At 70.5% G+C, this 22,033-nt stretch carries 20 protein-coding genes; 10 read left to right on the top strand and 10 right to left on the bottom strand.

Features of this window, described 5'->3' with window-relative positions; genetic code table 11:
• Positions 1-304: 304 nt before the first annotated feature.
• Together HW130_RS26980 and HW130_RS26975 are read left to right on the top strand one after the other, a co-directional pair.
• On the top strand, positions 305-982 hold the full coding sequence (locus HW130_RS26980; protein ID WP_177152330.1) for a response regulator transcription factor: 678 nt from the start codon (positions 305-307) through the stop codon (positions 980-982).
• Between the two features lie 35 nt (positions 983-1,017).
• Positions 1,018-2,286 (top strand): HAMP domain-containing histidine kinase, encoded by a 1,269-nt coding sequence (locus HW130_RS26975; protein ID WP_177152329.1) that lies wholly within the window; start codon positions 1,018-1,020, stop codon positions 2,284-2,286.
• Positions 2,287-2,299: 13 nt separating this feature from the next.
• Here HW130_RS26975 and HW130_RS26970 read toward each other — a convergent pair whose 3' ends face one another.
• Positions 2,300-2,815 carry a GtrA family protein gene (locus tag HW130_RS26970; protein WP_177152328.1) on the bottom strand — a complete coding sequence of 172 codons (516 nt, stop codon included), beginning with the start codon at positions 2,813-2,815 and terminating at the stop codon, positions 2,300-2,302.
• A gap of 174 nt (positions 2,816-2,989) precedes the next feature.
• On the opposite strand from HW130_RS26970, the gene HW130_RS26965 reads away from it, so the two are divergent.
• Genes HW130_RS26965 through HW130_RS26955 form a run of 3 tightly spaced genes read left to right on the top strand, consistent with a single transcriptional unit; the run spans position 2,990 to position 5,862 of the window.
• Positions 2,990-4,129, top strand: coding sequence for a 5-(carboxyamino)imidazole ribonucleotide synthase (locus HW130_RS26965; protein WP_177152327.1), 1,140 nt, complete (start codon positions 2,990-2,992; stop codon positions 4,127-4,129).
• Positions 4,130-4,134: 5 nt separating this feature from the next.
• Positions 4,135-4,656 carry a 5-(carboxyamino)imidazole ribonucleotide mutase gene (gene purE / locus HW130_RS26960; RefSeq protein WP_177152397.1) on the top strand — a complete coding sequence of 174 codons (522 nt, stop codon included), beginning with the start codon at positions 4,135-4,137 and terminating at the stop codon, positions 4,654-4,656.
• Between the two features lie 6 nt (positions 4,657-4,662).
• Positions 4,663-5,862, top strand: coding sequence for a dipeptidase (locus HW130_RS26955; protein WP_177152326.1), 1,200 nt, complete (start codon positions 4,663-4,665; stop codon positions 5,860-5,862).
• A 170-nt stretch (positions 5,863-6,032) separates the two neighbouring features.
• Here the strand turns inward: HW130_RS26955 and HW130_RS26950 are convergent, their stop codons facing one another.
• A complete protein-coding gene (locus HW130_RS26950; protein ID WP_177152325.1) occupies positions 6,033-6,395 on the bottom strand; it encodes a VOC family protein in 363 nt (120 codons plus the stop codon).
• 83 nt (positions 6,396-6,478) lie between these two features.
• Between HW130_RS26950 and HW130_RS26945 the strand changes: the two genes are divergently transcribed.
• Positions 6,479-6,985, top strand: coding sequence for a CGNR zinc finger domain-containing protein (locus tag HW130_RS26945; protein WP_177152324.1), 507 nt, complete (start codon positions 6,479-6,481; stop codon positions 6,983-6,985).
• Between the two features lie 28 nt (positions 6,986-7,013).
• Here the strand turns inward: HW130_RS26945 and HW130_RS26940 are convergent, their stop codons facing one another.
• A complete protein-coding gene (locus HW130_RS26940) occupies positions 7,014-8,351 on the bottom strand; it encodes a UDP-glucose/GDP-mannose dehydrogenase family protein (protein WP_177152323.1) in 1,338 nt (445 codons plus the stop codon).
• Between the two features lie 176 nt (positions 8,352-8,527).
• Between HW130_RS26940 and HW130_RS26935 the strand changes: the two genes are divergently transcribed.
• On the top strand, positions 8,528-9,685 hold the full coding sequence (locus HW130_RS26935) for an acyl-CoA dehydrogenase (protein WP_177152322.1): 1,158 nt from the start codon (positions 8,528-8,530) through the stop codon (positions 9,683-9,685).
• A gap of 54 nt (positions 9,686-9,739) precedes the next feature.
• On the opposite strand, the gene HW130_RS26930 is transcribed toward HW130_RS26935, so the two are convergent.
• Entirely contained in the window at positions 9,740-10,357 is a 618-nt protein-coding gene (locus HW130_RS26930; RefSeq protein ID WP_177152321.1) for a dihydrofolate reductase family protein, read from the bottom strand.
• Positions 10,358-10,587: 230 nt separating this feature from the next.
• Between HW130_RS26930 and HW130_RS26925 the strand changes: the two genes are divergently transcribed.
• A complete protein-coding gene (locus HW130_RS26925) occupies positions 10,588-11,238 on the top strand; it encodes a hypothetical protein (protein ID WP_177152320.1) in 651 nt (216 codons plus the stop codon).
• Positions 11,239-11,294: 56 nt separating this feature from the next.
• Here the strand turns inward: HW130_RS26925 and HW130_RS26920 are convergent, their stop codons facing one another.
• On the bottom strand, positions 11,295-12,560 hold the full coding sequence (locus tag HW130_RS26920) for an LCP family protein (RefSeq protein ID WP_177152319.1): 1,266 nt from the start codon (positions 12,558-12,560) through the stop codon (positions 11,295-11,297).
• 108 nt (positions 12,561-12,668) lie between these two features.
• Here HW130_RS26920 and HW130_RS26915 point away from each other — a divergent pair, with 108 nt between their 5' ends.
• The gene (locus tag HW130_RS26915) at positions 12,669-13,217 is read left to right on the top strand and encodes an acyl-CoA thioesterase (protein ID WP_177152318.1); all 549 of its coding nucleotides are present in this window, start codon (positions 12,669-12,671) and stop codon (positions 13,215-13,217) included.
• A gap of 14 nt (positions 13,218-13,231) precedes the next feature.
• Here the strand turns inward: HW130_RS26915 and HW130_RS26910 are convergent, their stop codons facing one another.
• Entirely contained in the window at positions 13,232-14,605 is a 1,374-nt protein-coding gene (locus tag HW130_RS26910) for an LCP family protein (protein WP_177152317.1), read from the bottom strand.
• A gap of 237 nt (positions 14,606-14,842) precedes the next feature.
• On the opposite strand from HW130_RS26910, the gene HW130_RS26905 reads away from it, so the two are divergent.
• Entirely contained in the window at positions 14,843-15,859 is a 1,017-nt protein-coding gene (locus HW130_RS26905) for a glycosyltransferase family 2 protein (protein ID WP_177152316.1), read from the top strand.
• 73 nt (positions 15,860-15,932) lie between these two features.
• Here HW130_RS26905 and HW130_RS26900 read toward each other — a convergent pair whose 3' ends face one another.
• The 4 genes from HW130_RS26900 to HW130_RS26885 all read right to left on the bottom strand — a co-directional run bounded on the left by HW130_RS26900 (position 15,933) and on the right by HW130_RS26885 (position 21,910).
• Entirely contained in the window at positions 15,933-17,648 is a 1,716-nt protein-coding gene (locus HW130_RS26900) for an LCP family protein (protein ID WP_309140590.1), read from the bottom strand.
• 49 nt (positions 17,649-17,697) lie between these two features.
• Positions 17,698-19,455: an LCP family protein gene (locus HW130_RS26895; protein ID WP_177152315.1), complete on the bottom strand. Its 1,758-nt coding sequence runs from the start codon at positions 19,453-19,455 to the stop codon at positions 17,698-17,700.
• A gap of 221 nt (positions 19,456-19,676) precedes the next feature.
• Positions 19,677-20,972, bottom strand: coding sequence for an LCP family protein (locus tag HW130_RS26890; RefSeq protein WP_309140589.1), 1,296 nt, complete (start codon positions 20,970-20,972; stop codon positions 19,677-19,679).
• 185 nt (positions 20,973-21,157) lie between these two features.
• Positions 21,158-21,910, bottom strand: a complete 753-nt coding sequence (locus HW130_RS26885; RefSeq protein WP_177152313.1) for a TIGR03089 family protein — start codon at positions 21,908-21,910, stop codon at positions 21,158-21,160.
• Positions 21,911-22,033 lie beyond the last annotated feature (123 nt).

Genomic DNA, 22,033 nt, shown 5'->3' with positions numbered 1-22,033 from the left:
TTCGTGAGCGGTGACGCGCCCGGTGGGGTCACTTCGCGCTGCCGTCAAGACCGGCAGGACAACCCTTTGCAGAAATGAGACCTTTGGCGCGTGGATCGTCCAAAGGTCCTCAGTCACTACTTCAGGCGTCTCGACACCATACGCCACGACAGTGCGGCATATAAAAGGACTTGAGATATGAATCACAGGTAAACACGGAACCATCTGCCCTGAATCGAAGGTCATCACCAGGATCGCACGCCTAAGACCGAGCCCTTGTGGATCACGCCCCGGCGGCTGGGCCATGCGGACTACCATCACCTTCATGACCCGTGTACTGCTCGCCGAGGACGACGCATCCATCTCCGAGCCACTGGCCCGAGCCCTGCGCCGGGAGGGCTACGAGGTGGAGGTGCGCGAGGACGGTCCGAGCGCGCTCGACGCCGGACTCGCGGGCGGCGTCGATCTCGTCGTGCTGGACCTGGGGCTGCCCGGTATGGACGGCCTGGAGGTCGCGCGGCGGCTGCGCGCCGACGGGCACACCGTGCCGATCCTGGTGCTGACCGCGCGGGCGGACGAGGTGGACACCGTGGTCGGTCTCGACGCGGGTGCCGACGACTACGTCACCAAGCCGTTCCGCCTCGCCGAACTGCTCGCCCGGGTCCGGGCCCTGCTCCGGCGCGGCTCCGCCGAGCCCGCGCCCCCTCCCGCCACGCACGGCGTGCGGATCGACGTCGAGTCGCACCGCGCCTGGATGGGCGAGGAGGAGCTCCAGCTCACCGCCAAGGAGTTCGACCTGCTGCGCGTCCTCGTGCGCGACGCCGGCCGGGTCGTCACCCGCGACCAGTTGATGCGCGAGGTCTGGGACACCACGTGGTGGTCGTCGACCAAGACCCTGGACATGCACATCTCCTGGCTGCGCAAGAAGCTCGGCGACGACGCGGCCAACCCCCGGTACATCGCGACCGTGCGCGGCGTGGGCTTCCGCTTCGAGAAGTCCTGATAGGCACACGCCATGAGCCCTGACACGCAGACCCCATGCGCCGCCGTCTGATCCACTCCACGCTCGCCGTGGTGCTCGTCGTGATCGCCGTCTTCGGTGTCTCGCTGGTCATCGTCGAGACGCGCACCATCAGCAGCAGCGCGCAGGAGAGCGTGGACTCGGAGGCGTTGCGCCTGGCCAGCATCGTCGACAGCAGGCTGGTCGGGGGTGAGCCGGTCAATCCGGACATCATCGCCCAGCAGGGCGACGTCACCCGCTACGCCCTGATCAGCATCGCGGGCCGCGACCCCATCGAGATCGGCAAGCGGCCCGGCGGCAGCATCATCCGCGGCACGGCTGAGGGCGCGCGCAACATCACGGTCACCGTGGAGGAGTCCCGCTCCGTGGTGACACGCGAGGTCGGCAGGTCGCTGCTGATCATCGGCGCGGTGGCGCTGGTCGCCGTCGTCGCGGCCGTCCTGCTCGCCGTACGGCAGGCAAACCGGCTCGCCGCGCCGCTCACCGACCTCGCCGAGACGGCCGAACGGCTCGGCTCCGGCGACCCCCGCCCCCGCCACCGGCGCTACGGGGTCCCCGAACTGGACCGGGTCGCCGACGTGCTGGACGCCAGCGCCGAGCGGATCGCCCGCATGCTCACCGCGGAGCGCAGGCTCGCCGCCGACGCCTCCCACCAGCTGCGCACCCCGTTGACCGCGCTGTCGATGCGGCTGGAGGAGATCACGGTCACCGACGACCCGGCTACCGTGAAGGAGGAGGCGAGCATCGCGCTGAACCAGGTCGAGCGGCTCACCGACGTGGTGCAGCGGCTCCTGACGAACTCGCGCGACCCCCGGATCGGTTCCGCCGTCGCCTTCGACCTCGACGAGGTCGTCAAGCAGCAGCTGGAGGAGTGGCGCCCGGCCTACCGCAGCGCGGGCCGCGCGATCGTCCACTCCGGCCGTCGCGGCATGCAGGCCGTCGGAACGCCGGGCGCGGTCGCCCAGGTGCTCGCCGCGCTCATCGAGAACTCGCTCATGCACGGCGGCGGCACGGTCGCGGTACGGACCCGGGTGACCGGCAACCAGGCCGTCGTCGAGGTGACGGACGAGGGGCCCGGCGTCCCGGCGGACCTCGGGGCCCGCATCTTCGAGCGGACCATCAGCGGCCGCAACTCCACCGGCATCGGCCTGGCCGTGGCCCGGGACCTCGCGGAGGCGGACGGCGGCAGGCTCGAACTGCTCCAGCAGCACCCGCCGGTCTTCGCCCTGTTCCTGAGCAGGGTCGCGCACAAGCGCAAGGACGACGACAGGCCGACCGTGAGGTGACGCGGCCGCCGGATCAGCGGGCGGCGCGGTCGGGCACGGGCTCCGGCCCGGCCCCCGCCCGTCGCCGCTCCAGGAGCGATTCGGCCTGCTGCACGGGCAGCGCCCGGAATACCCAGGTGCGGTACGACCAGAACCGGAACAGCGTCGCTATCCCGATGCCGAGGAACTTGAACACGTTGTTCTGCAGCGGGGTGTTCCAGCCGAAGCCGTACGTCGCCGCGTACAGGATGCCGTGCTCGATCACCAGGCCGGCCCCGCTGAACGCCAGGAACAGCGTCAGCTCCCGGGTCCGGCCGCTCCTGTCGCGGTCACGGTAGGTGAAGTAGCGGAAACCCACGTAGTTGAAGCAGATCGCGACGAGCGTGGCGATGATCGACGCCCGGACGACCGGGATCTCGGTCGTGCTCCGCACCACGTTGAAGACCCCGAGGTTGACGAATACGCCCGCGCCGCCCACCGCGCCGAACTTGGCGACCTCGCGCGCGAGCTGCCGTACCCGCCCGCGCAGTCCTCCGCCTGGTTCACTCATCGGGGGACCAGCCTCATCGGATCGGCAGTGTCGAGCGGCAGCGTCGACACCGCCATGCTAACCAGCGGCTCTCCGGGTCGCCTGTGAGTCCTGAGAGTGATGTGACGGCCACTACATCGCTTGTCGGAACCTACGGCGGACAGGGCCGGTCGGCTCGGCGGATACCCTGAAGGGGTGACGTTCCCGGTAGTCGGCATGGTCGGCGGCGGTCAGCTCGCCCGTATGACCCACGAGGCGGGTATCCCCCTCGGCCTGAAATTCAAGCTCCTCAGTGACACCCCCCAGGATTCGGCGGCCCAGGTCGTCAGCGATGTCGTCATCGGCGACTACCGCGACCTGGACACCCTGCGTGAGTTCGCGCGCGGCTGTGATGTGATCACCTTCGACCACGAGCACGTGCCGTTCGAGCACCTGCGGGCCCTGGAGGCGGACGGCATCCCCGTCCGGCCGGGCCCCGACGCGCTGGTGCACGCCCAGAACAAGGGCGTCATGCGCGCCAAGCTCAGGGAGATCGGCGCGCCCTGCCCGCGCCACCGCATCGTGGCGGACCCGGCCGACGCGGCCGCCTTCGCCGAGGAGGGCGGGGGCTTCCCGATCATCCTCAAGACCGTGCAGGGCGGATACGACGGCAAGGGCGTGTGGTTCGTCCGTACGCAGGCGGACGCCGAGGCCCCCTTCAAGGCCGGTGTGCCGGTCCTCGCCGAGGAGAAGGTCGACTTCGTCCGCGAGCTCGCGGCGAACATCGTCCGCTCCCCGCACGGCCAGGCCGTCGCCTACCCCGTCGTCGAGTCGCAGCAGGTCGACGGCGTCTGCGACACGGTGATTGCGCCCGCGCCCGGTCTGTCGGACGAGCTGGCCGGCGAGGCACAGCAGCTGGCGCTGCGCATCGCCAAGGAACTCGGCGTCGTTGGCCATCTCGCGGTCGAGCTCTTCGAGACGGCGGACGGGCGGCTGCTCGTCAACGAGCTCGCGATGCGCCCGCACAACTCCGGCCACTGGACCCAGGACGGCGCGGTGACCTCCCAGTTCGCCAACCACGTCCGTGCCGTGCTCGACTTGCCGCTCGGCGACCCGCGCCCGCGTGCCAAGTGGACCGTGATGTGCAATGTTCTGGGCGGCGACTACCCCGACATGTACGCGGCCTACCTCCACTGCATGGCGCGGGACCCGCAGCTGAAGATCCATATGTATGGCAAGGACGTGAAGCCCGGCCGCAAGGTGGGGCACGTCAACACCTACGGCGACGACCTGGACGACGTGCTCGAGCGCGCCCGCCACGCCGCCGGCTATCTGCGAGGAACGATCACCGAGTGAGCAGCATGAGCCCCGTCGTCGGCATTGTCATGGGATCCGACTCCGACTGGCCCGTCATGGAGCTGGCCGCGCAGGCCCTGGACGAGTTCGAGATCGAGTACGAGGTCGACGTCGTCTCCGCGCACCGCATGCCGCGCGAGATGATCGCGTACGGCGAGGAAGCCGCCGGCCGGGGTCTCAAGGCGATCATCGCGGGTGCCGGGGGAGCGGCCCACCTGCCGGGCATGCTGGCCTCCGTCACCCCGCTGCCCGTGATCGGTGTCCCTGTTCCGCTGAAATACCTCGACGGCATGGACTCGCTGCTGTCCATCGTGCAGATGCCGGCGGGCGTCCCCGTCGCCACCGTCTCGGTCGGCGGCGCACGCAACGCGGGCCTGCTGGCCGCCCGCATCCTGGCCACGCAGGACGAGGAACTGCTCGGCCGGATGCGTGAGTTCCAGCAGGAGCTGAACGACCAGGCCACGGAGAAGGGCAAGCGGCTGCGCTCCAGGGTCGGAGGTGCGGAGTCCTTCGGCTTCGGGAAGTAACAGCCCATGGACACCCCCACGGATCACCTCCGCCGGGCGCGGGAGCTGCTCGCCGCCCACCCCGTCGCCGACGGCCACAACGACCTGCCCTGGGCGCTGCGCGAGCACGTGCGCTACGACCTGGACCGGATGGACATCGCCGGTGACCAGAGGGGCCGCCTGCACACCGACATCCCGCGGCTGCGCGCCGGCGGGGTCGGCGCGCAGTTCTGGTCCGTGTACGTGCGCAGCGACATGGCGGGCGACGCAGCGGTCAGCGCCACGCTGGAGCAGATCGACATCGTCGACCAGCTGATCACCCGCTACCCGGCGGACCTCGTGCGGGCGCTCAGCGCCGAGGACATGGAGATCGCCCGCGCCGAGGGCCGTATCGCGTCCCTGATGGGCGCCGAGGGCGGCCACTCCGTCAACAACTCGCTCGCCACACTGCGCGCCCTGTACGCGCTGGGCGTGCGCTACATGACGCTCACGCACAACGACAACATCGCGTGGGCGGACTCGGCGACCGACGAGCCGGCCGTGGGCGGCCTGTCCCCGTTCGGCCACGAGGTCGTCCGCGAGATGAACCGCATCGGCATGCTCGTCGACCTCTCGCACGTCGCCGCGACGACGATGCGCGACGCACTCGCCACCTCGGTGGCGCCGGTGGTCTTCTCGCACTCCTCGTCCCGTGCGATCTGCGACCACCCGCGCAACATCCCCGACGACGTGCTGGCCCTGCTGCCCGCCAACGGCGGCGTCGCGATGGCCACTTTCGTCCCGAAGTTCATCCTGCCCGCGGCGGTCGAGTGGACCCGGGCCGCGGACGAGAACATGCGCGCGCACGGGCTGCACCATCTGGACACCACGCCGCAGGCCATGAAGATCCACGAGGCGTTCGAGGCCGCGAACCCGCGGCCGGTCGCGACCGCGGCGACCGTCGCGGACCATCTCGACCACATGCGCGAGGTCGCCGGCGTCGACCACATCGGCATCGGCGGCGACTTCGACGGGACGGCCTTCACCCCGGCCGGCCTCGACGACGTGGCGGGCTACCCCAACCTGATCGCGGAGTTGCTCGGCCGCGGCTGGTCGGACGCCGACCTGGCCAAGCTGACCTGGCAGAACGCGGTCCGTGTGCTGCGCGCCGCCGAGGACGTGGCCCGCGATCTCCAGGAGCTGCGCGGCCCGTCCAACGCGACGATCGACCAGCTCGACGGGGTGTGACGGACGGCGGGGGTGCGCCGCTCCTCGGCGGCGCACCCCCGAACGCACCGTCCGCCGCGACCGGCGCGTCCTCCCGTGCCACGCCCCGAGGGCCTGCGCCTCGCACGGCGGGCCGACCAGCTCGTCGAGGCCCGCAACCGGCGCCGCAAAAGCCGCGCCGCTCGCGGAACTCAGCAGGCGCAGAGACAGAACGGGTGACCGGCCGGGTCGGCGTACACCCGCCAGCTCCGCTTGCGGTCCGCTGCGTCCAGCACGGTCGCGCCGATCGCGAGGACCTGCTCCTCCGCCGCGTCCATGTCCTCGACGGTCACATCGAGGTGGAACTGCTGCGACTCCTCGGGCGACGGCCACTTCGGCGGCACGTGTCCGGGCGACAGCTGGAAGGCGAGGGGTGCGCCCGGCACACCCTTCAGGTCGACCCAGCCCTCGCCGTCGTCCTCGATCTCCCCGCCGAGCAGCTCGGCGTAGAAGCGCCCGAGCGCGACCGGGTCGGGACAGTCCACGACGACGGCGCCGAGTTTCGCGATGCTCATGCTTCCTCCTCGGTGTTACCCCTATGTGCATTCAACCGGTAACGGTTACTGCATGGTCCCGCATAGGGGGTAACGTCGCAAGCATGAATGACAGGGCTCCCGCACCCGGCGGCCTCGCGCTGATCGAGGCCCTGGTCAACACGCTGGACATCGAGAGCGGTGCGGACAGCCTCGACGCGCCGGAGGCACAGGCGCGATTCGCCCTCACACCGCAGGACGTGCCGGGGGCCCGTGTCCTGCGCGAGGCCCTGCGCGAGGCATGCCTGGCCCATGCGGGCCACGGGACGTCGACGGCGCTCGACGCCCTCCTCGCCGACGCGCCGCTGCGCGTCGCGGTGTCCCCGTCCGGCGAGGCCGCGCTGCGCCCGTCGGGCCCGCCGACTCTGCTCGCGCGGGTCGCCGAAGCCGTCGCGGCGGGGGCGGCGGACGGTACATGGATGCGCCTCAAGGCGTGCGAGGCCGACGACTGCCAGTGGGCGTACTACGACCGCAGCCCGGCGGCCCGCAGCCGCTGGTGCTCCATGGCGGTGTGCGGCGCCCGCGCCAAGATGCGCACCTACCGGGCCCGCCGTACTGCGGGCGCCGACTGACGGGGGGTGGGCCGCCCGGGGGTCCGGATCAGGCCCGCGGGCGGCCCATGGCGCGGTAGGTCCAGCCGGCCTCGCGCCACTGGTCGGGGTCGAGGGCGTTGCGGCCGTCCAGGATGATCGGGGTCGTCACGAGCTTGCCCAGTTCCGCCGGGTCGAGATCGCGGAACTCGCGCCACTCGGTCAGGTGCAGCACCACGTCCGCGCCGCGTACCGCCTCCGGCGCCGAGTCGGCGTAGCCCAGCGTGGGGAAGAGGCGGCGGGCGTTGTCCATGCCCTTGGGGTCGTAGACCGTGACCTGGCCGCCCTGGAGGTGGATCTGGCCGGCGACGTTGAGGGCGGGGGAGTCGCGGACGTCGTCGCTGTCGGGCTTGAAGGTGGCGCCCAGCACCGCCACCCGCTTGCCGAGGAACGAGGAGCCGCCGACGGCTTCCCGGGCCAGCTCGACCATGTGGCCGCGGCGGCGCATGTTGATGGAGTCGACCTCGCGCAGGAAGGTCAGGGCCTGGTCCGCGCCCAGCTCGCCGGCGCGCGCCATGAACGCCCGGATGTCCTTGGGCAGGCAGCCGCCGCCGAAGCCGACCCCGGCCCGCAGGAACTTCTTCCCGATGCGCTCGTCGTGCCCGATCGCCTCCGCCAGCTTCGCCACGTCACCGCCGGCGGCCTCGCAGACCTCGGCCATGGCGTTGATGAAGGAGATCTTGGTCGCGAGGAAGGAGTTGGCGGCGGTCTTGACGAGTTCGGCGGTGGGGAAGTCGGTCACGACGAAGGGCGAGCCCTCGGCCACGGGCGTCGCGTAGACCTCGCGGAGCAGCTTCTCGGCGGCCTCGCTGCGCACGCCGACGACGATGCGGTCGGGGTGCAGGGTGTCGTCGACGGCGAAGCCCTCGCGCAGGAACTCCGGGTTCCACGCCAGCTCCACGTCGCCCGGGGCCCGCTCGTCGAGGAGGGCCGCCAGCCGGTCGGCGCTGCCGACGGGGACGGTGGACTTGCCGACGACCAGGGCGGGGCGGGTCAGCCGGGGGGCGAGGGAGGCGAAGGCCGCGTCGACGTAGGACATGTCGCAGGCGTACTCGCCGTGCTTCTGCGGTGTGTTCACGCACACGAAGTGGACGTCGCCGAACTCGCCGACCTCCTCCCACGACGTGGTGAACCGCAGCCGCCCGGTCGAGCCCTCGATCCCGGCGACGTGCTTGCGCAGCAGCTCCTCGAGACCGGGCTCGTACATCGGCACGCGCCCCGTCGCGAGCATCTCGATCTTCTCCGGGACGACGTCCAGCCCCAGCACCTCGAATCCCAGCTCCGCCATCGCCGCGGCGTGCGTGGCGCCGAGGTAGCCGGTGCCGATCACCGTGATCTTGAGGGCCATGCGGATGCTCCAGTGCCGATGCGTGCGGGGTCCGCGCCCGAGCATATCGGCCGTGTCCGGAGTCCTTGCCGGCACCGGATTACAGCGTTGTCGGCAAACTCACGTATGCCACGGTCGGCCACGCCGTCTAAAATTGGGTTACTTAACGGTAGTTAGCACTTGGGGAGTGAGAGACCTTGGCAGGATCGGCCGATTTCGATCTGTACCGCCCGTCCGAAGAGCACGACATGCTCCGCGAAACGGTCCGCTCCCTCGCCGAGGCGAAGATCGAGCCGTTCGCGGCCGCCGTCGACGAGGAGGCGCGCTTCCCGCAGGAGGCGCTCGACGCGCTCGTCGCCTCCGACCTGCACGCCGTGCACGTGCCGGAGACGTACGGCGGCGCGGGCGCCGACGCGCTCGCCACGGTCATCGTGATCGAGGAGGTCGCCCGCGTCTGCGCGTCCTCGTCCCTGATCCCCGCGGTGAACAAGCTGGGCTCGCTCCCCGTGATCCTCTCCGGCTCCGAGGAGCTGAAGAAGAAGTACCTGGGCCCGCTCGCCAAGGGCGACGCGATGTTCTCCTACTGCCTCTCCGAGCCCGACGCGGGCTCGGACGCGGCCGGCATGAAGACCAAGGCCGTGCGCGACGGCGACTTCTACGTCCTCAACGGCGTGAAGCGCTGGATCACCAACGCCGGTGTCTCCGAGTACTACACGGTCATGGCCGTCACGGACCCATCGATGCGCTCCAAGGGCATCTCCGCCTTCGTCGTCGAGAAGTCCGACCCGGGCGTCTCCTTCGGTGCGCCGGAGAAGAAGCTCGGCATCAAGGGCTCGCCCACGCGTGAGGTCTACCTCGACAACGTCCGCATTCCCGCGGACCGCATGATCGGCGCGGAGGGCACGGGCTTCGCGACGGCGATGAAGACCCTGGACCACACCCGCATCACGATCGCGGCCCAGGCACTCGGTATCGCGCAGGGCGCGCTCGACTACGCCAAGGGCTACGTTAAGGAGCGCAAGCAGTTCGGCAAGCCGATCGCGGACTTCCAGGGCATCCAGTTCATGCTCGCGGACATGGCGATGAAGATCGAGGCCGCCCGTCAGCTGACCTACGCGGCCGCCGCCAAGTCCGAGCGCGGCGACGCCGATCTGACCTTCCAGGGCGCGGCGGCTAAGTGCTTCGCCTCCGACGTGGCGATGGAGGTCACCACGGACGCGGTCCAGCTGCTCGGCGGCTACGGCTACACCCGTGACTACCCCGTCGAGCGGATGATGCGCGACGCCAAGATCACGCAGATCTACGAGGGCACGAACCAGGTCCAGCGCATCGTCATGGCGCGCAACCTGCCGTAGTGACCGGCACGACGGCCCCCGGCAGCGCGCCGGGGGCCGTCGGCATGTCCGGTCCTACCGCTCGTCCTGTGGGAGGTGCGCCTTCGCGTCCTCGTACGTCCCCTCGCCCGCCTGCTCGGCGGGGGCGTAGAAGAGGTGCAGCACCCCCGTCTCGAAGGTCTCGGAGGAGAGCAGCTTCAGCGGGATCGGAGCGTCGCCCTCGTCGAACAGGCGCATGCCCTTGCGGACGGCGATCGGGTGCACGAGCAACTGCAGCTGGTCCAGCAGCCCCGCGGCCAGCAACTGCCGGACGACGGAGACGGAACCGCTCATCGCGATGGCGCTGTCGCCCGGCTCCTTCTTCAGCGCCGTGACCGCCTCGACGAGGTCACCCTTGATCAACTCGGAGTTCCGCCAGGTGAACTCCAGCTGCTGTCGCGATACGACGATCTTCCGGGCGTCGCCGAGGATCTTGGCGAAGGGAGCGTCCTCCCCGCCGGCCGCCTCCCGCTCGGGCCAGGCGCCGGCGAAGCTGTCATAGGTCCTGCGCCCCAGGATCAGGGTGTCGGCCCTGCCGAGGACCGAGTCGACGGCGACCCCCATCTCGTCGTTGAAATAGGGGAAGTGCCACTGGTCGGGTGCCTCGACGACACCGTCGAGCGAGATGAACAGCTGCGCGATGATCTTCCTCATGCCGGCCTCCACGCGAGTCCTCTGTGTCCTGTCGTCCCAGTAGACGACGCGAACCGCCGGAACTCATCGGCGACGCGTCGCCATCGGCGGACGCCCGGCGCCCACAGGCCCGTGGTCGCCGGAGCGCCCCTCTGAGACGGGGTAAGCGGAATGATCCGTTTCGATGCGGTTAGGCTGCGCTGCCGCCATCGGGCGGCGCGTCATCGGCACACATGGGGCGGGAGAAGAAAATGGGCGCTTCCGACAGACGGATCGCGTCGCTGCTGCGGCAGATCGCCACGCAGGACGTCGTCGTCCTGCGGCAGGAGATGGCGATCGCCAGGCGGGCCGCGGCTCAGGCGTACGTCGCCGAGCAGTACGGCTTCGAGTACGGCGAGGCCCGCCGCGAGGGCCCTCGGAAGCAGGTCCTCGCGGTGTACATGTACCGGGACCCGCGGCCCGAGGCCCGTGCCCGCGAGGCCGCGACCATCGCCGCCTTCCCGGAGGCCGGCAGGGGCGGCGCGGCGCCCGGCCTGCAGCCGGGGACGCTGAAGCCGACGGCCGAGGCCGAGGAGGCCGTCGACCGCATCAAGGACCGCATCGGCTACGACGTCATGGCCAAGGCGGCGGACGCCGGCCAGAAGGCGGTCGCCTGGGGCATGTGCGGCGTGCTGGTCGTGGTCCTGCTGCTGGCGCAGATGTACGTGGGCGCGCTGGTGGGCGGCGCGGCGCTGGCCGCGTTCCTCCTCGGCGCGTTCAAGGTCGGCGAGGTCCGCCGGCAGCGGATCGCGCAGCGCCTGACAGCCGCAGGGTTCACCGCCGTACGCGACGCGCACGGCACGGACCGCTTCCTGCGACCGGGCCAGCAACTGCCGGGCCACGTCAACCCTTTCGGGGGCTGAGGGCGCACGCAAGGGCCCGCCGCACTCGCATGCGGCGGGCCCTTGCGTGTGAGACGTCACTTGTCGGACACGGTGACCTTCTCGTCGTTCTGGATCTGCTGCACCAGCTGCCGCACCTTGGTCTTGTCCCAGACGAGGTTCCCGCCGCGGCTGCCCGACGTCGGCATGTTCAACGACGTACCGCTGCCGTCGGTGATGCCCTTCATCGCGAAGAACATCTCGCCCAGGTCGAACAGGGACATGTCCTTGTCCACGATCAGGGTGTCCAGGCCGGCGCCCATCGTCGGGTACAGCTTGAACGGGTTGAGGATCGTGCCCGGCGTCGCCGCCTGGTTCGCCATCGCCGACAGGAACTTCTGCTGGTTCTTGGTGCGCGCCAGGTCCGACTCCGCGAAGGCGTACCGCGTACGGACGTACGCCAGGGCCTGCTCGCCGTCGAGAGTCTGCTTGCCCGCCTGGAAGTCGGCGCCGGACTTCTTGTCCGTGAAGCCCTTCTCGATGTTCATCTCGACACCGCCGAGCGCGTCCACGATGTTCGCGAAGCCCGCGAAGCCGATCTCCGCGTAGTGGTCGATGCGCAGACCGGTGTTGTGCTCGACCGTGCGCACCAGCAGTTCGGGGCCGTCCTCCGCGTACGCGGCGTTCAGCTTCACCCGCCGGCCCGTGCCCTGGAACGTCTTGCCGGACTCCGAGCCCACGAAGGTGGGTATCTCCACGTCCGAGTCGCGCGGCAGGGACACCATCGTGTTCCCGCTGCCGCAGGCCGCGAGGATCATCATCGAGTCCGTGCGCTTGCCCTCGGCGGAGCCGGTGTGCAGCTTCTTCTTCTCCTCGGCCGTCATGCCCTCACGGCTGTCCGAGCCGACGATCAGGTACGTCGTGCAGTCGCCCTCCTGCGGCCGCTCGATGACCTTGGCGAGGTCGACCTCGCGTCGCACCTTGGAGTCGGCCCAGAAGTAGGTGCCGATCGCCGTGCCGAGCACCGCCACCAGCACCACGACGGAGCCGACCTTGAACCGGCGACGCCAGTCCGGGGCCGGTCCGGGCTGCCGGTAGGGGCCGCCCTGCGGCGGGATGCCCCGGCCGCCCCCGCCGGGGGCGCCGTAGACCTGGCCCGTGTTGTAGCCGCTGTCGTACCCGGGCTCGGCATAGCCCTGGTCGTAGCCGCGCTGCTGCGGGGGCACCGAGCCGCGCGGAGGTGCGGCCGGGCGCTGGACATGGCGCATCACGCGCGCACCTTCGGGCTGCGCACCGGCGCTGCCGCGCCCGTAGCCGCGTCCCGTGCCGCCGTCGTCGGTCCATCCTTCGGGCCAGTCGTTCATGCCGAACAGTGTGCCGGTGGGACGCGGTGCGCCGACAGGGCGGGTGGGGAATCACACCACGGCTGTAGCGAACCTGATGCAATGCGGCCCCGGCATATGGTGGAGGGCATGACAGATCAGGCCCAGCGCCCGGAGGACGAAATTCCGGGTAAGCCCACTTCGGCGTCACGTACCACGCTCAGCCACATCATGACCGGCAGTGACACGAATCTCCTCGGTACCGTGCACGGCGGCGTGATCATGAAGCTGGTGGACGACGCCGCGGGCGCCGTCGCGGGCCGGCACTCCGGCGGCCCGGCGGTCACCGCCTCCATGGACGAGATGGTGTTCCTGGAGCCGGTCAGGGTCGGCGACCTGGTCCACGTGAAGGCCCAGGTCAACTGGACGGGCCGGTCATCGATGGAGGTCGGCGTACGCGTCCTCGCCGAGCGCTGGAACGAGTCGACGCCCGCGACCCAGGTCGGCAGCGCCTATCTCGTCTTCGCCGCGGTCGACGCGGACGGCAAGCCGCGTCCCGTGCCGCCGGTGCTCCCGGAGACCGAACGGGACCGGCGGCGCTACCAGGAGGCGCAGATCCGCCGCACCCACCGGCTGGCCAGGCGCCGCGCGATCAAGGAGCTGCGGGAGAAGCGGGCAGCGGAGGGCATGGAGGACTGACGGGCGGGACACCGCTACGGGCAGACCACCTGGTCGCCCGTGACCGCGCCGAACTCGCCCTGGTGCGCATCCTCTGCCCGTACCGGCGTGACGCCCTTGTAGTCGGCGCCCGTCACCACCCGCAGCGTCGGCCCCTGGTTCTTCACGGGCCGCAGTTCGGAGCCCGGCAGGGCCGCCCGGAGCGACTTCGCCGACCGGTCCCAGCGCGGGTCGTACGTCACATAGGTGCGCCGCACCTGGCCCTTCCCGGTGTTGAGCGGGGCCTGGGTGGTGCGGAAGCCGGTGCCGCGCAGGGCCTTGTCGACCCGGTCACCGAGGCCGGTCACCAGGGTGCCGTTGTAGACCTGCACCCGGATCTGCTGCGGCGAGACGTCGACCGGCGTCGCGCTCGGACGCTCGGGGCGCTCGGGGCGGTGCGGGGCCAGCGGCTTGTCCTCCCGCAAAAGCTGGAACAGCTTCCTCGACTTCGCGGCGTCCCACTTCACCGTGGAACCGACGCCCTTCACGTGGTGGCCCACGTCGCCGACGGGCACCGAGGTGAACTCCGACGAAGCCGGCGTGAAGCCCCGCATCGCCCTGCGCAGCGCGAGCATCTGCTCGGGGCCGAAGCCCTTGTCGGCCCGTACCGAGCCGAGCATCGTCGACGTGACCCTGCGGAACTTCACCGGGTTCAGCACGACCCCGCTGCTGGTCGCCCGGTGGACGAGGGCCGCCAGGAACCGCTGCTGGCGCTGCATGCGCCCGAGGTCCGCCGCCCCGTCGATGTGGCGGGCGCGCACGTACTGAAGCGCCTGCCCCCCGTTCAGCCTGTGCGTGCCGACGGGCAGGTCCAGGCCGGTGTGCGAGTCCTTCATCGGGCGGGCCGTGCAGACCTCCACGCCGCCGACCGCGTCCACCGTCTTCATGAAACTGGTGAAGTCGATCTCCAGATAGTGGTCGATCTTCACCTTGGTCATGTGCTCCACCGTGCGCACCGTCAGCGCCGGGCCGCCCTCCGAGTACGCGGCGTTCAGCTTCACCGGGTGCTTTTTGTGGTGTTTTCCGGTGGTGGCGTCGGTGTGCTCGGGGATCTCGGCGTAGCTGTCCCGCGGCAGGCTCACCACACTGGCGCGCTCCCGGTCCTCCGAGATGTGCACCAGCATGATCGTGTCGGTGCAGCGGCAGCCTGCGCCGCCGAGCCGGTACTTCTTCTTCTGCTCGGGCGTGATCTTGTCCCTGCCGTCGGTGCCGACGATCAGGATGTTCATGCCGTTGCTGTCCCCGGGACGGTTCTTCATGTCGCGGAACGGGTCGACCCGCTCGATCCCGGTGTCGAGGTTCGTCACCACCGCGTGCCCGATCCCGCCGACGCCGAGCACCAGCACCGAGAGCGAGGTGACCATCCGCACACCCCAGCGCGGCCGCCGGTGCCGGACGGGCGCCGCGGCCGGACGCCGTCTGGCATGTCCCGCCGGGATCTGCGCCGGGCGACGGGGGCGGGGCGGTGGGGGCAAGCGGGGGCGGGGCGGTGGGGGCAAGGGGACACCTCCGCGACGACAGGCGATCTTGAGCACCGTAGGTCCATACGATCTGCGACACCGGCCGCCGCGCCTGGGTGTCCCCCGTTCGCGGTAACGTGGCGGGCGATGAACGCCACGCCCGCTGTCTCCGTGATCATGCCGGTCCTCAACGAGGAGCGGCACCTGCGCAACTCGGTCCGTCACATCCTCGAGCAGGACTACGACGGCGAGATGGAGGTGATGATCGCGCTCGGACCGTCCACGGACCGCACCGACGAGATCGCCGCCGAACTCGTACGCGAGGACCCGCGGGTCCACACCGTGCCGAACCCGACCGGTCGCACCCCCGCCGCGCTGAACGCCGCCATCAGGGCCTCGCGCCACCCGATCGTGGTGCGCGTCGACGGCCACGGCATGCTCTCGCCGAACTACATCGCGACCGCCGTCCGTCTCCTGGAGGAGACCGGGGCGCAGAACGTCGGCGGCATCATGCACGCCGAGGGCGAGAACGCCTGGGAGGACGCGGTCGCCGCCGCGATGACGTCGCGGATAGGAGTGGGCAACGCCGCCTTCCACACCGGCGGCACGGCGGGCGAGGCCGAGACGGTGTACCTGGGTGTCTTCCGGCGGGAGGCCCTGGAGCAGCAGGGCGGGTACAACGAGGAGTTCATCCGTGCCCAGGACTGGGAGCTGAACTTCCGCATCCGCGAGGCGGGCGGGCTGATCTGGTTCTCGCCGGAGCTGAGGGTGCAGTACCGCCCCCGGCCGTCCGTGCGGGCGCTCGCCAAGCAGTACAAGGACTACGGCCGCTGGCGCCATGTCGTCGCCCGCTACCACCAGGGCTCCATCAACCTGCGCTACCTCGCCGCCCCGACCGCGGTGTGCGCGGTCGCCGCGGGCCTGGTCCTGGGCGCCACCGTGACCCCGTGGGCCCTCGTCGTGCCCGGCGGCTACCTCGCCGCGATCACGGCCGGCTCGGTCCCCGCCGGCAAGGGACTGCCCCTGAAGGCCCGGGTGCAGATCCCCCTCGCGCTGGCGACGATGCACATGTCGTGGGGGTACGGCTTCCTGACGAGCCCGCGCTCGCTGGCGAAGAAGGTCATCGCGAGCCGACGCCCCTCGGTGAAGACCGCCGCGGCCTGACCCGCCCGCACCACAACGCCGGACGCCGGTCCGCCCCAGTGGGGCGGACCGGCGTCCGTATGGGTGCGTGGCCTCAGAAGCGGTACGGCGCGTAGATGTCCATGCACGCCTTCTTGTCGTCGCCCATGACCGTCTCGGTGTTCTTCGGCGGGCCCGCGGCCGGTTCGGGCTTGGGGAAGGTGTCCCCGGTCCGCCAGTCGGCGCCGACCACCAGGGTCACGCCCGAGACGTCCGTCGACCTCTTCACCGCACTCGTGGGCACCCCGAGCGCCTTGGCGACCGCGTGTGCGTCGCCCTGGAGGTCGGCGCTCGGGAACAGCACCTGCGTGCGCTCCTGGGGATCGGGAGTCGAGTCGGCCTTCGCTCCGGTGAAGCCCTGTTGCGTCAGCAGGACTGCGACGGCGTTGGCCCGCTGGGGCGTGGCCGGCCCGTCGGCCCCCGTGCCGTTGCGGACCATGACGCCGATGTCGGCAGGGTCGGCGGCCGGGTCCTTCGGCGCGGCCGGCGTCTTCGGCTTCGACGTCGGGGCCTTGCCGTCCACCGGGACGTCGTCGCGCAGCATCTCCCAGAGGCGGTCGGCCTCGCCCGGGGCGGGCAGCACATGGTTCCTCGGGTTGTCCGGGTCCGGGACGCGCGGCATGGTGAGCATCGCGATCCGGTCGGTCGGCACGTCCTTGAGCGTCATGCCGAGGTCGAACAGCTCCTTGACCGTGCCGATCTCCTCCGAGACCTGAAGGGACCTGGTGGCCGTCTCGGCCAGGTCCATGAGCTGACCGCCGTCGGTGAAGGCGTTCTGCTCCTTGAGCTTGCGGATCACCGAGTTCATGTACATGTGCTGGGCCTTGGAGCGGCCGAAGTCGCTCTCGAAGGCGTGCCGGGTGCGCAGCCACTGGAGGGCCTTGACGCCCTGTATCTCGTGCGAGCCCTCGGTCAGCCGGAGGCCGGAGCCGCCGGGCACGCCCGGCTTGGGGCCGTCGTACACGTTGTGGTTGACGCAGACCTCGGCGCCGCCGATCGCGTCCGCCATGTCAACCACGCCCGCGAAGTCGACCATCATCCAGTGGTCGATGTAGACGCCGGTGAGCTCCTGCCAGGTGGCGAGGGTGCAGCCGGGGCCGCCTCGTCCGAGTGTCGCGTTGATCAGATCCCTGGTGGCGGCGTGCTCCTCCCCCGTCTTGGAGTCGGTGCACGCGGGTATCTCGACCTTGGTGTCACGCGGGATGGAGACCACCGAGGCGTTCTTGCGGTCGGCCGAGACGTGCAGCAGCATCTGCACGTCCGCGAGCGGAGGCGCTCCGACACTCTTCTTCGAGCCGCCGAGTTCGAGGTTCTCGGTGGAGTTCCTGCTGTCGGAGCCGATCAGCAGGACGTTCAGCGGGGTCTGCCCCGCCGCGTTCGGGGCCGACTTCTTCACGTCGGAATCGCCCGAAGTGCGTTGGCCCTTGCGGATGTTGCTGTTGAGGTGCTCGTAGTACAGGTACCCGGCCCCCGCGGTACCCAGGACCACCACGGACACGGTCACCGCGATCCCGCGGAGTATGCGGCGTCTGCCGCGTTTCGCGCGCCGGGTGGGCGCCCGGCGGCGGTGCGGGCCGGAGCCCTCCGCCGCCGTGTCCCGTTCGCCCCCTCGGTCCCGCTCGCCCCCTCGGTCCTGCTCGTCGTCGAGGGCCGTACGGGCGCCCGGGACGCGCCCCGCCTCCTCTTCGTACAGGCTGTCGTCCCAGCCCAGATCGCGGGCGTGCGGTCCGCGTCGCCGCGTCCCCTCCCCACGCACGCTGCTGTTTCCCACCCCTAGAACCCCCTGTGTTCAGGCTCTCCCCATGAGCCGCCGACCGGTGTCATTTGGCGCACATCCTCTTGTCCGCCTGCACCGCGTCCTTGGGCGCCTTCGCCGGACCGGTGATGGGCACGCCCGCGCCCCTGAAGTCGGGCCCGAGCGTCAGCGTCATCGCCTCCAGGCCCTGGGCGTCCTCCGTGCCCGGCTTGAGCGCCGCGGCGGGCAGGCCCATCAGGTCCGCGAGCTTGCGTGCCTGGTCGGCCTGGTTCGGCGCGTACTCCAGCGTCGTCCTGGTGACGTCCGCCGGCGCGTTGCCCTTGTTGGTGGACTTGAGCACGCCCTCGGTGTTCTGGAGCCAGTCCAGCGTCTTCTGCGCGGATCCGGTGGGGCCGCCGCCGTTGAAGACGTCGACGCGGACGTCGGAGGCCTCGGCCCTCGGCCCCTTGAGCAGGTCGGCCTGCTTGTCCTTGGCCGCCTTCTTCTTCTCCTCGACCTCGGTCAGCGACACGTCGTTCCTGACCATCGAGAACAGCGCGTCCGACTTGGACGTGTCCAGCACGACCGTCGCCTTGACCGTCTCCGCCGGGTTGTCCAGGACGGGCACCGTGGCGAAGGTGAGGTTCTTCATGTCGAATTTACCGAGCTCCAGACCGAGGTCACGGAGCTTCCCTATGTCGTCGATCTGGGAATCGACGGTCAGGGCCTTGGTGCCCGCCTCCGCCAGCTTGACCAGCTTCGTCGGGCTCGTGAGCGTGTCGTTCGACTTCAGCTTGCGCATCAGCGAACTGAGGAACTGCTGCTGGATCTTGATGCGGTCGAGGTCGCCGCCGAAGCCCACCGCGTGCCGTGTGCGGACGAAGGCGAGCGCCTGCTCGCCCTCGAGGGTGTGATCGCCCGCTGGCAGGTCCAGCTTCGACTTGTCGTCCTTGATGTCCTTGTCGAGGCAGATCGGCACGCCGCCGACCGCCGACGAGAGCGTCTTGACGGCATTGAAGTCGGCCACCATGAAGTGGTCCATCTTGATGCCGGTGAGCTCGGTGACCGTACGCATGGTGCAGCTCGGCGTTCGGCCCGACTGGCCGAGGCTCTCGTTGAACCGCGTGCCCTGTGTCCCCGGGATGACCTTGCTGGAGCCGTCCTCCTGCGTGGTCGGGCAGTCGGGGATGTCGGTGATCAGGTCACGCGGAATGCTCAGCGCCGTCGCGTTGGTGCGGTCCTTGGAGACGTGCAGCAGCAACGTGGTGTCCGCGTGGCCGGGACTGTTCTTGTCGCCGTAGCTTCCGTTGCCCTCGCCCGTGCGCTTGTCCGTGCCGATCAGCAGGATGTTGATCGCCCGGTCCTTGCTGAAGCCGCCGGTGCCGGCGTTGTCGTCGGGGACGGACGTGATGTTCGAGTTCAGGTGCTCGTAGTAGAGGTATCCCGCGCTCGCGGTCGCGACCATCAGCAGCGCGAGGGTGCCACCGGTCCACAGCAGCACCTTCTTCTTGCCCGAGGCGGCCTGCCTGCGCTTGCGCCGCCCGGCCTGCTGCTGCGGTACGCGGCCCTGGGCGCCACCGGCGCGGCGGCTGCGCTGCGCGGGGACCTCGGGGGCCGGGTTCGCCGGCCTGCGGCGCGTGGCGGTGCCGGCCGCCGGGGTCGCCGCCTCGGAGGACTCCGCGGACCGCCGAGACCTTCTTGCGCCCGAGACTCTGCTGGGGGAGGCTGTCGACTGCGGTGCGGATTGGTCCAGTCGCAGTTCGTAGTTGCCGGTGTGCGGGTTCATCACCCACTGGTCGGCGGGGTCGATCTCGTCCGCCCGTCCACGGCCTTGTGCATCCACGGTTGCTTGAGTCCTCCGTCGGTGCCACGCGAGGCGCCTCCCCCGGCAGGCGCTCGGTCCTTCGATCCAGCAGTGCGCGACACAGGGTCGGAAGCACCGGATCGCGTCACACTATCCGCCCAGTTCAGCTGCAAGCGACGGCCGTGACAAATTCCACGGCCCTTACAAGGGGCCATTCCGCCCAATTCGCCTGAGCTGCCGGTCTCCGTTCGGCCATTGCTTTACTCACACATGCCCTCGGCCGCGTTGGTGCCCGAGAACGTCGGCGTCGGGGCGGGGCTTGCGCCGTCGCCCTCCTCCCGGTCCGTCTTCTCCTTCGGCACGACCGCGACCTCGGCGTCCTCCCTGAGCCGCTCGAAGAGCTCGCTCGCCTCCGGCTCCATCAGCTCGTCCCGGTTCGGATCGAGATGGTACGGCTTGCGCGGGACAGTCAGGAACTGCACCTTTTCGGTCGGTACGTTGCGGAGTGCCCGAGTCAGGTCGTAAAGGTTCTTGAGGGAGTCGAGCCCCGCGTCCGTGGTGATGGACTTGGTCGCCGCGTCCAGCACCGGATAGAGCCGGGTCGGATTGAGCAGCACGCCGTTGCTCTGCACCTTCTTGACCAGGGCGCCCAGGAACTGCTGCTGGCGCTCCATGCGTTCGGTGTCGCTGCCGTTACCCAGTGTCTTCCGCGCCCGAACGAACCCGAGGGCCTGCTCGCCGCGCAGCGTCTGGCGGCCCGCGGGCAGCTCGAGTCGTGCGGCCTTGTCGTCGATCGGCTCGGTCAGACACACCTCGACGCCGTCCACCGCGTCGACCATGTCCTTGAAGCCGCGGAAGTCGATCACCATGTGGTGGTCGACACGGATCCCGGTGAACCGCTCGACCGTACGGATGGTGCAGGCCGCGCCGCCGAACTGGAACGCCCAGTTGAACTGCGCGATCTGCTCCCTGGTCCGTTTGCCGTCGGGCTTGCCGCAGCCGGGGATCGTGACCATCAGGTCGCGCGGGATGGACATGGCGGTCGCGCTCTGCCGGTCCCCGGCGATGTGCAGCAGGATCGTGGTGTCGGAGCGCTCGCTGCCGTTCGCGTCCTTGCCGTACCTGTCGTTGCCCTCGCCCTCCCGCGTGTCGGAGCCGAGCAGCAGGATGTTCTGCGCGCCGGTGACGAGCGCGGTGGGGCGCTCCTTCTCGTACGCCTCCAGCTCCGCCGCGGCCGAGGTGTCGGTGGTGATGTTGCCGTCGAGCTTGCGGTAGAGCCACCAGCCGGCGCCCGCGGCGGCGAGCACGACGACCGAGGTGCCGAGCGCGGTCCAACGCAGCCAGTGGCGCCTGAGGTTGGACCCGGAATCGGCGTCCCCCGCCTCGTCACCGCTCCCGGACCCGCCGTCCACGCCCTCCGGAGCCACGGCAGCCGCGTCCGGGCCGGAGTCCGCGTCCGGGCCGGAGTCCGCATCCGTGGCGGCCGCGTCCGACGGCTCGGCCTCGTCCCCGGTCGGGCCGTCCGGTTCGGCGGGCGTACCAGCCTTGTCCGTCACGTGTGCGTCCATCCTTCATGGCATCGGCGGCGCGCTGGGCCGCCGGACACCCGGCTGGACAGCTGAACCCGGCGCTTGGTTGTGCGTGGCAAACGCGCTTGTCGCCGATCATCCACCGGAGTTGACGCCCGGGCCGGGAGGGCTCGGCCCGGGTGTGCGCCACATGAGTGGACCTCAGCGGCTTGTCATACCGCGGTGCCCGTGACCCGCTCGCTCTCGATCCGCTTCGCCAGCCCGTCCTCGGACAACTCGCCGAGATTGCGGCACAGTACGACGGAACCGCCCGCCGCCAGCGGAGCGAACAGCCCGGCGGACAGTCCCTCCCAGGTGTCGTACGGCAGACCCGACAGCAGCCGGGAGCCCGGGCCGAGCCCGAGGCGCTCCGCGTCCGCGCGTGCCCGATCGACGAGTTCGGCGCCGCTCAGCTCGAGACCGGCCACCGCGAGAGCGGCCTCGCCCGGGTCCACCGGCGCGTACGGGGCGAACCGGTCGCCCTGGCCGGGAACCTCCACCGCGTAGTCGGCGTAGCCGGCCGGAGGGACGGGGAAGCGGCGGCCGAGCGGTGCCAGCGACAGGGCGATCCGCTCGCCCCGGCACGCGAGACCGGCGTCGAACTGGCCCGGACCCGCGACCACGTGGTCCGCGCGGGCCGGATCGCCGCCGACGTCCGCGACGACGCCCACCGACGAACAGGCCAGCAGCCACACGGCGGTCTGCCAGTGCGCCGGCAGCAACAGTGCCAGGCGTTCGCCCTGTTCGGCGGCGAGGTCTCCCTGAAGGAGATTGGCGGTCTTGGCCACCCAATTGGCGAAGGTCGCGACGGACAATTCCACGCGCTCACCGGTGGCATCGTCGTAGAAGGTGACCAAGGGGCGTGCCGGGTCCGCGGCGAGCGCGGATCGCAGCAGGTCGGCAGGGGTACGGTCGCTGGCGTTCACCCGCGCAAGCGTACGCCGGGGCGCCCGGCGGGACCGCCGTACCAGTGAACGGGGTCCTCCGGTCGGCCGGGTGCGGGGCCGATTTCCCGGCAGGCGGTCTGCGTGCACCCGTCCCAGGATTTC

It is taken from the genome of Streptomyces sp. PKU-EA00015 (assembly GCF_013387495.1).
Taxonomy (GTDB): Bacteria; Actinomycetota; Actinomycetes; order Streptomycetales; family Streptomycetaceae; genus Streptomyces.
Note: the sequence above shows the minus strand (reverse complement) of the source record. Positions and strands in the feature narration are given on the sequence as shown.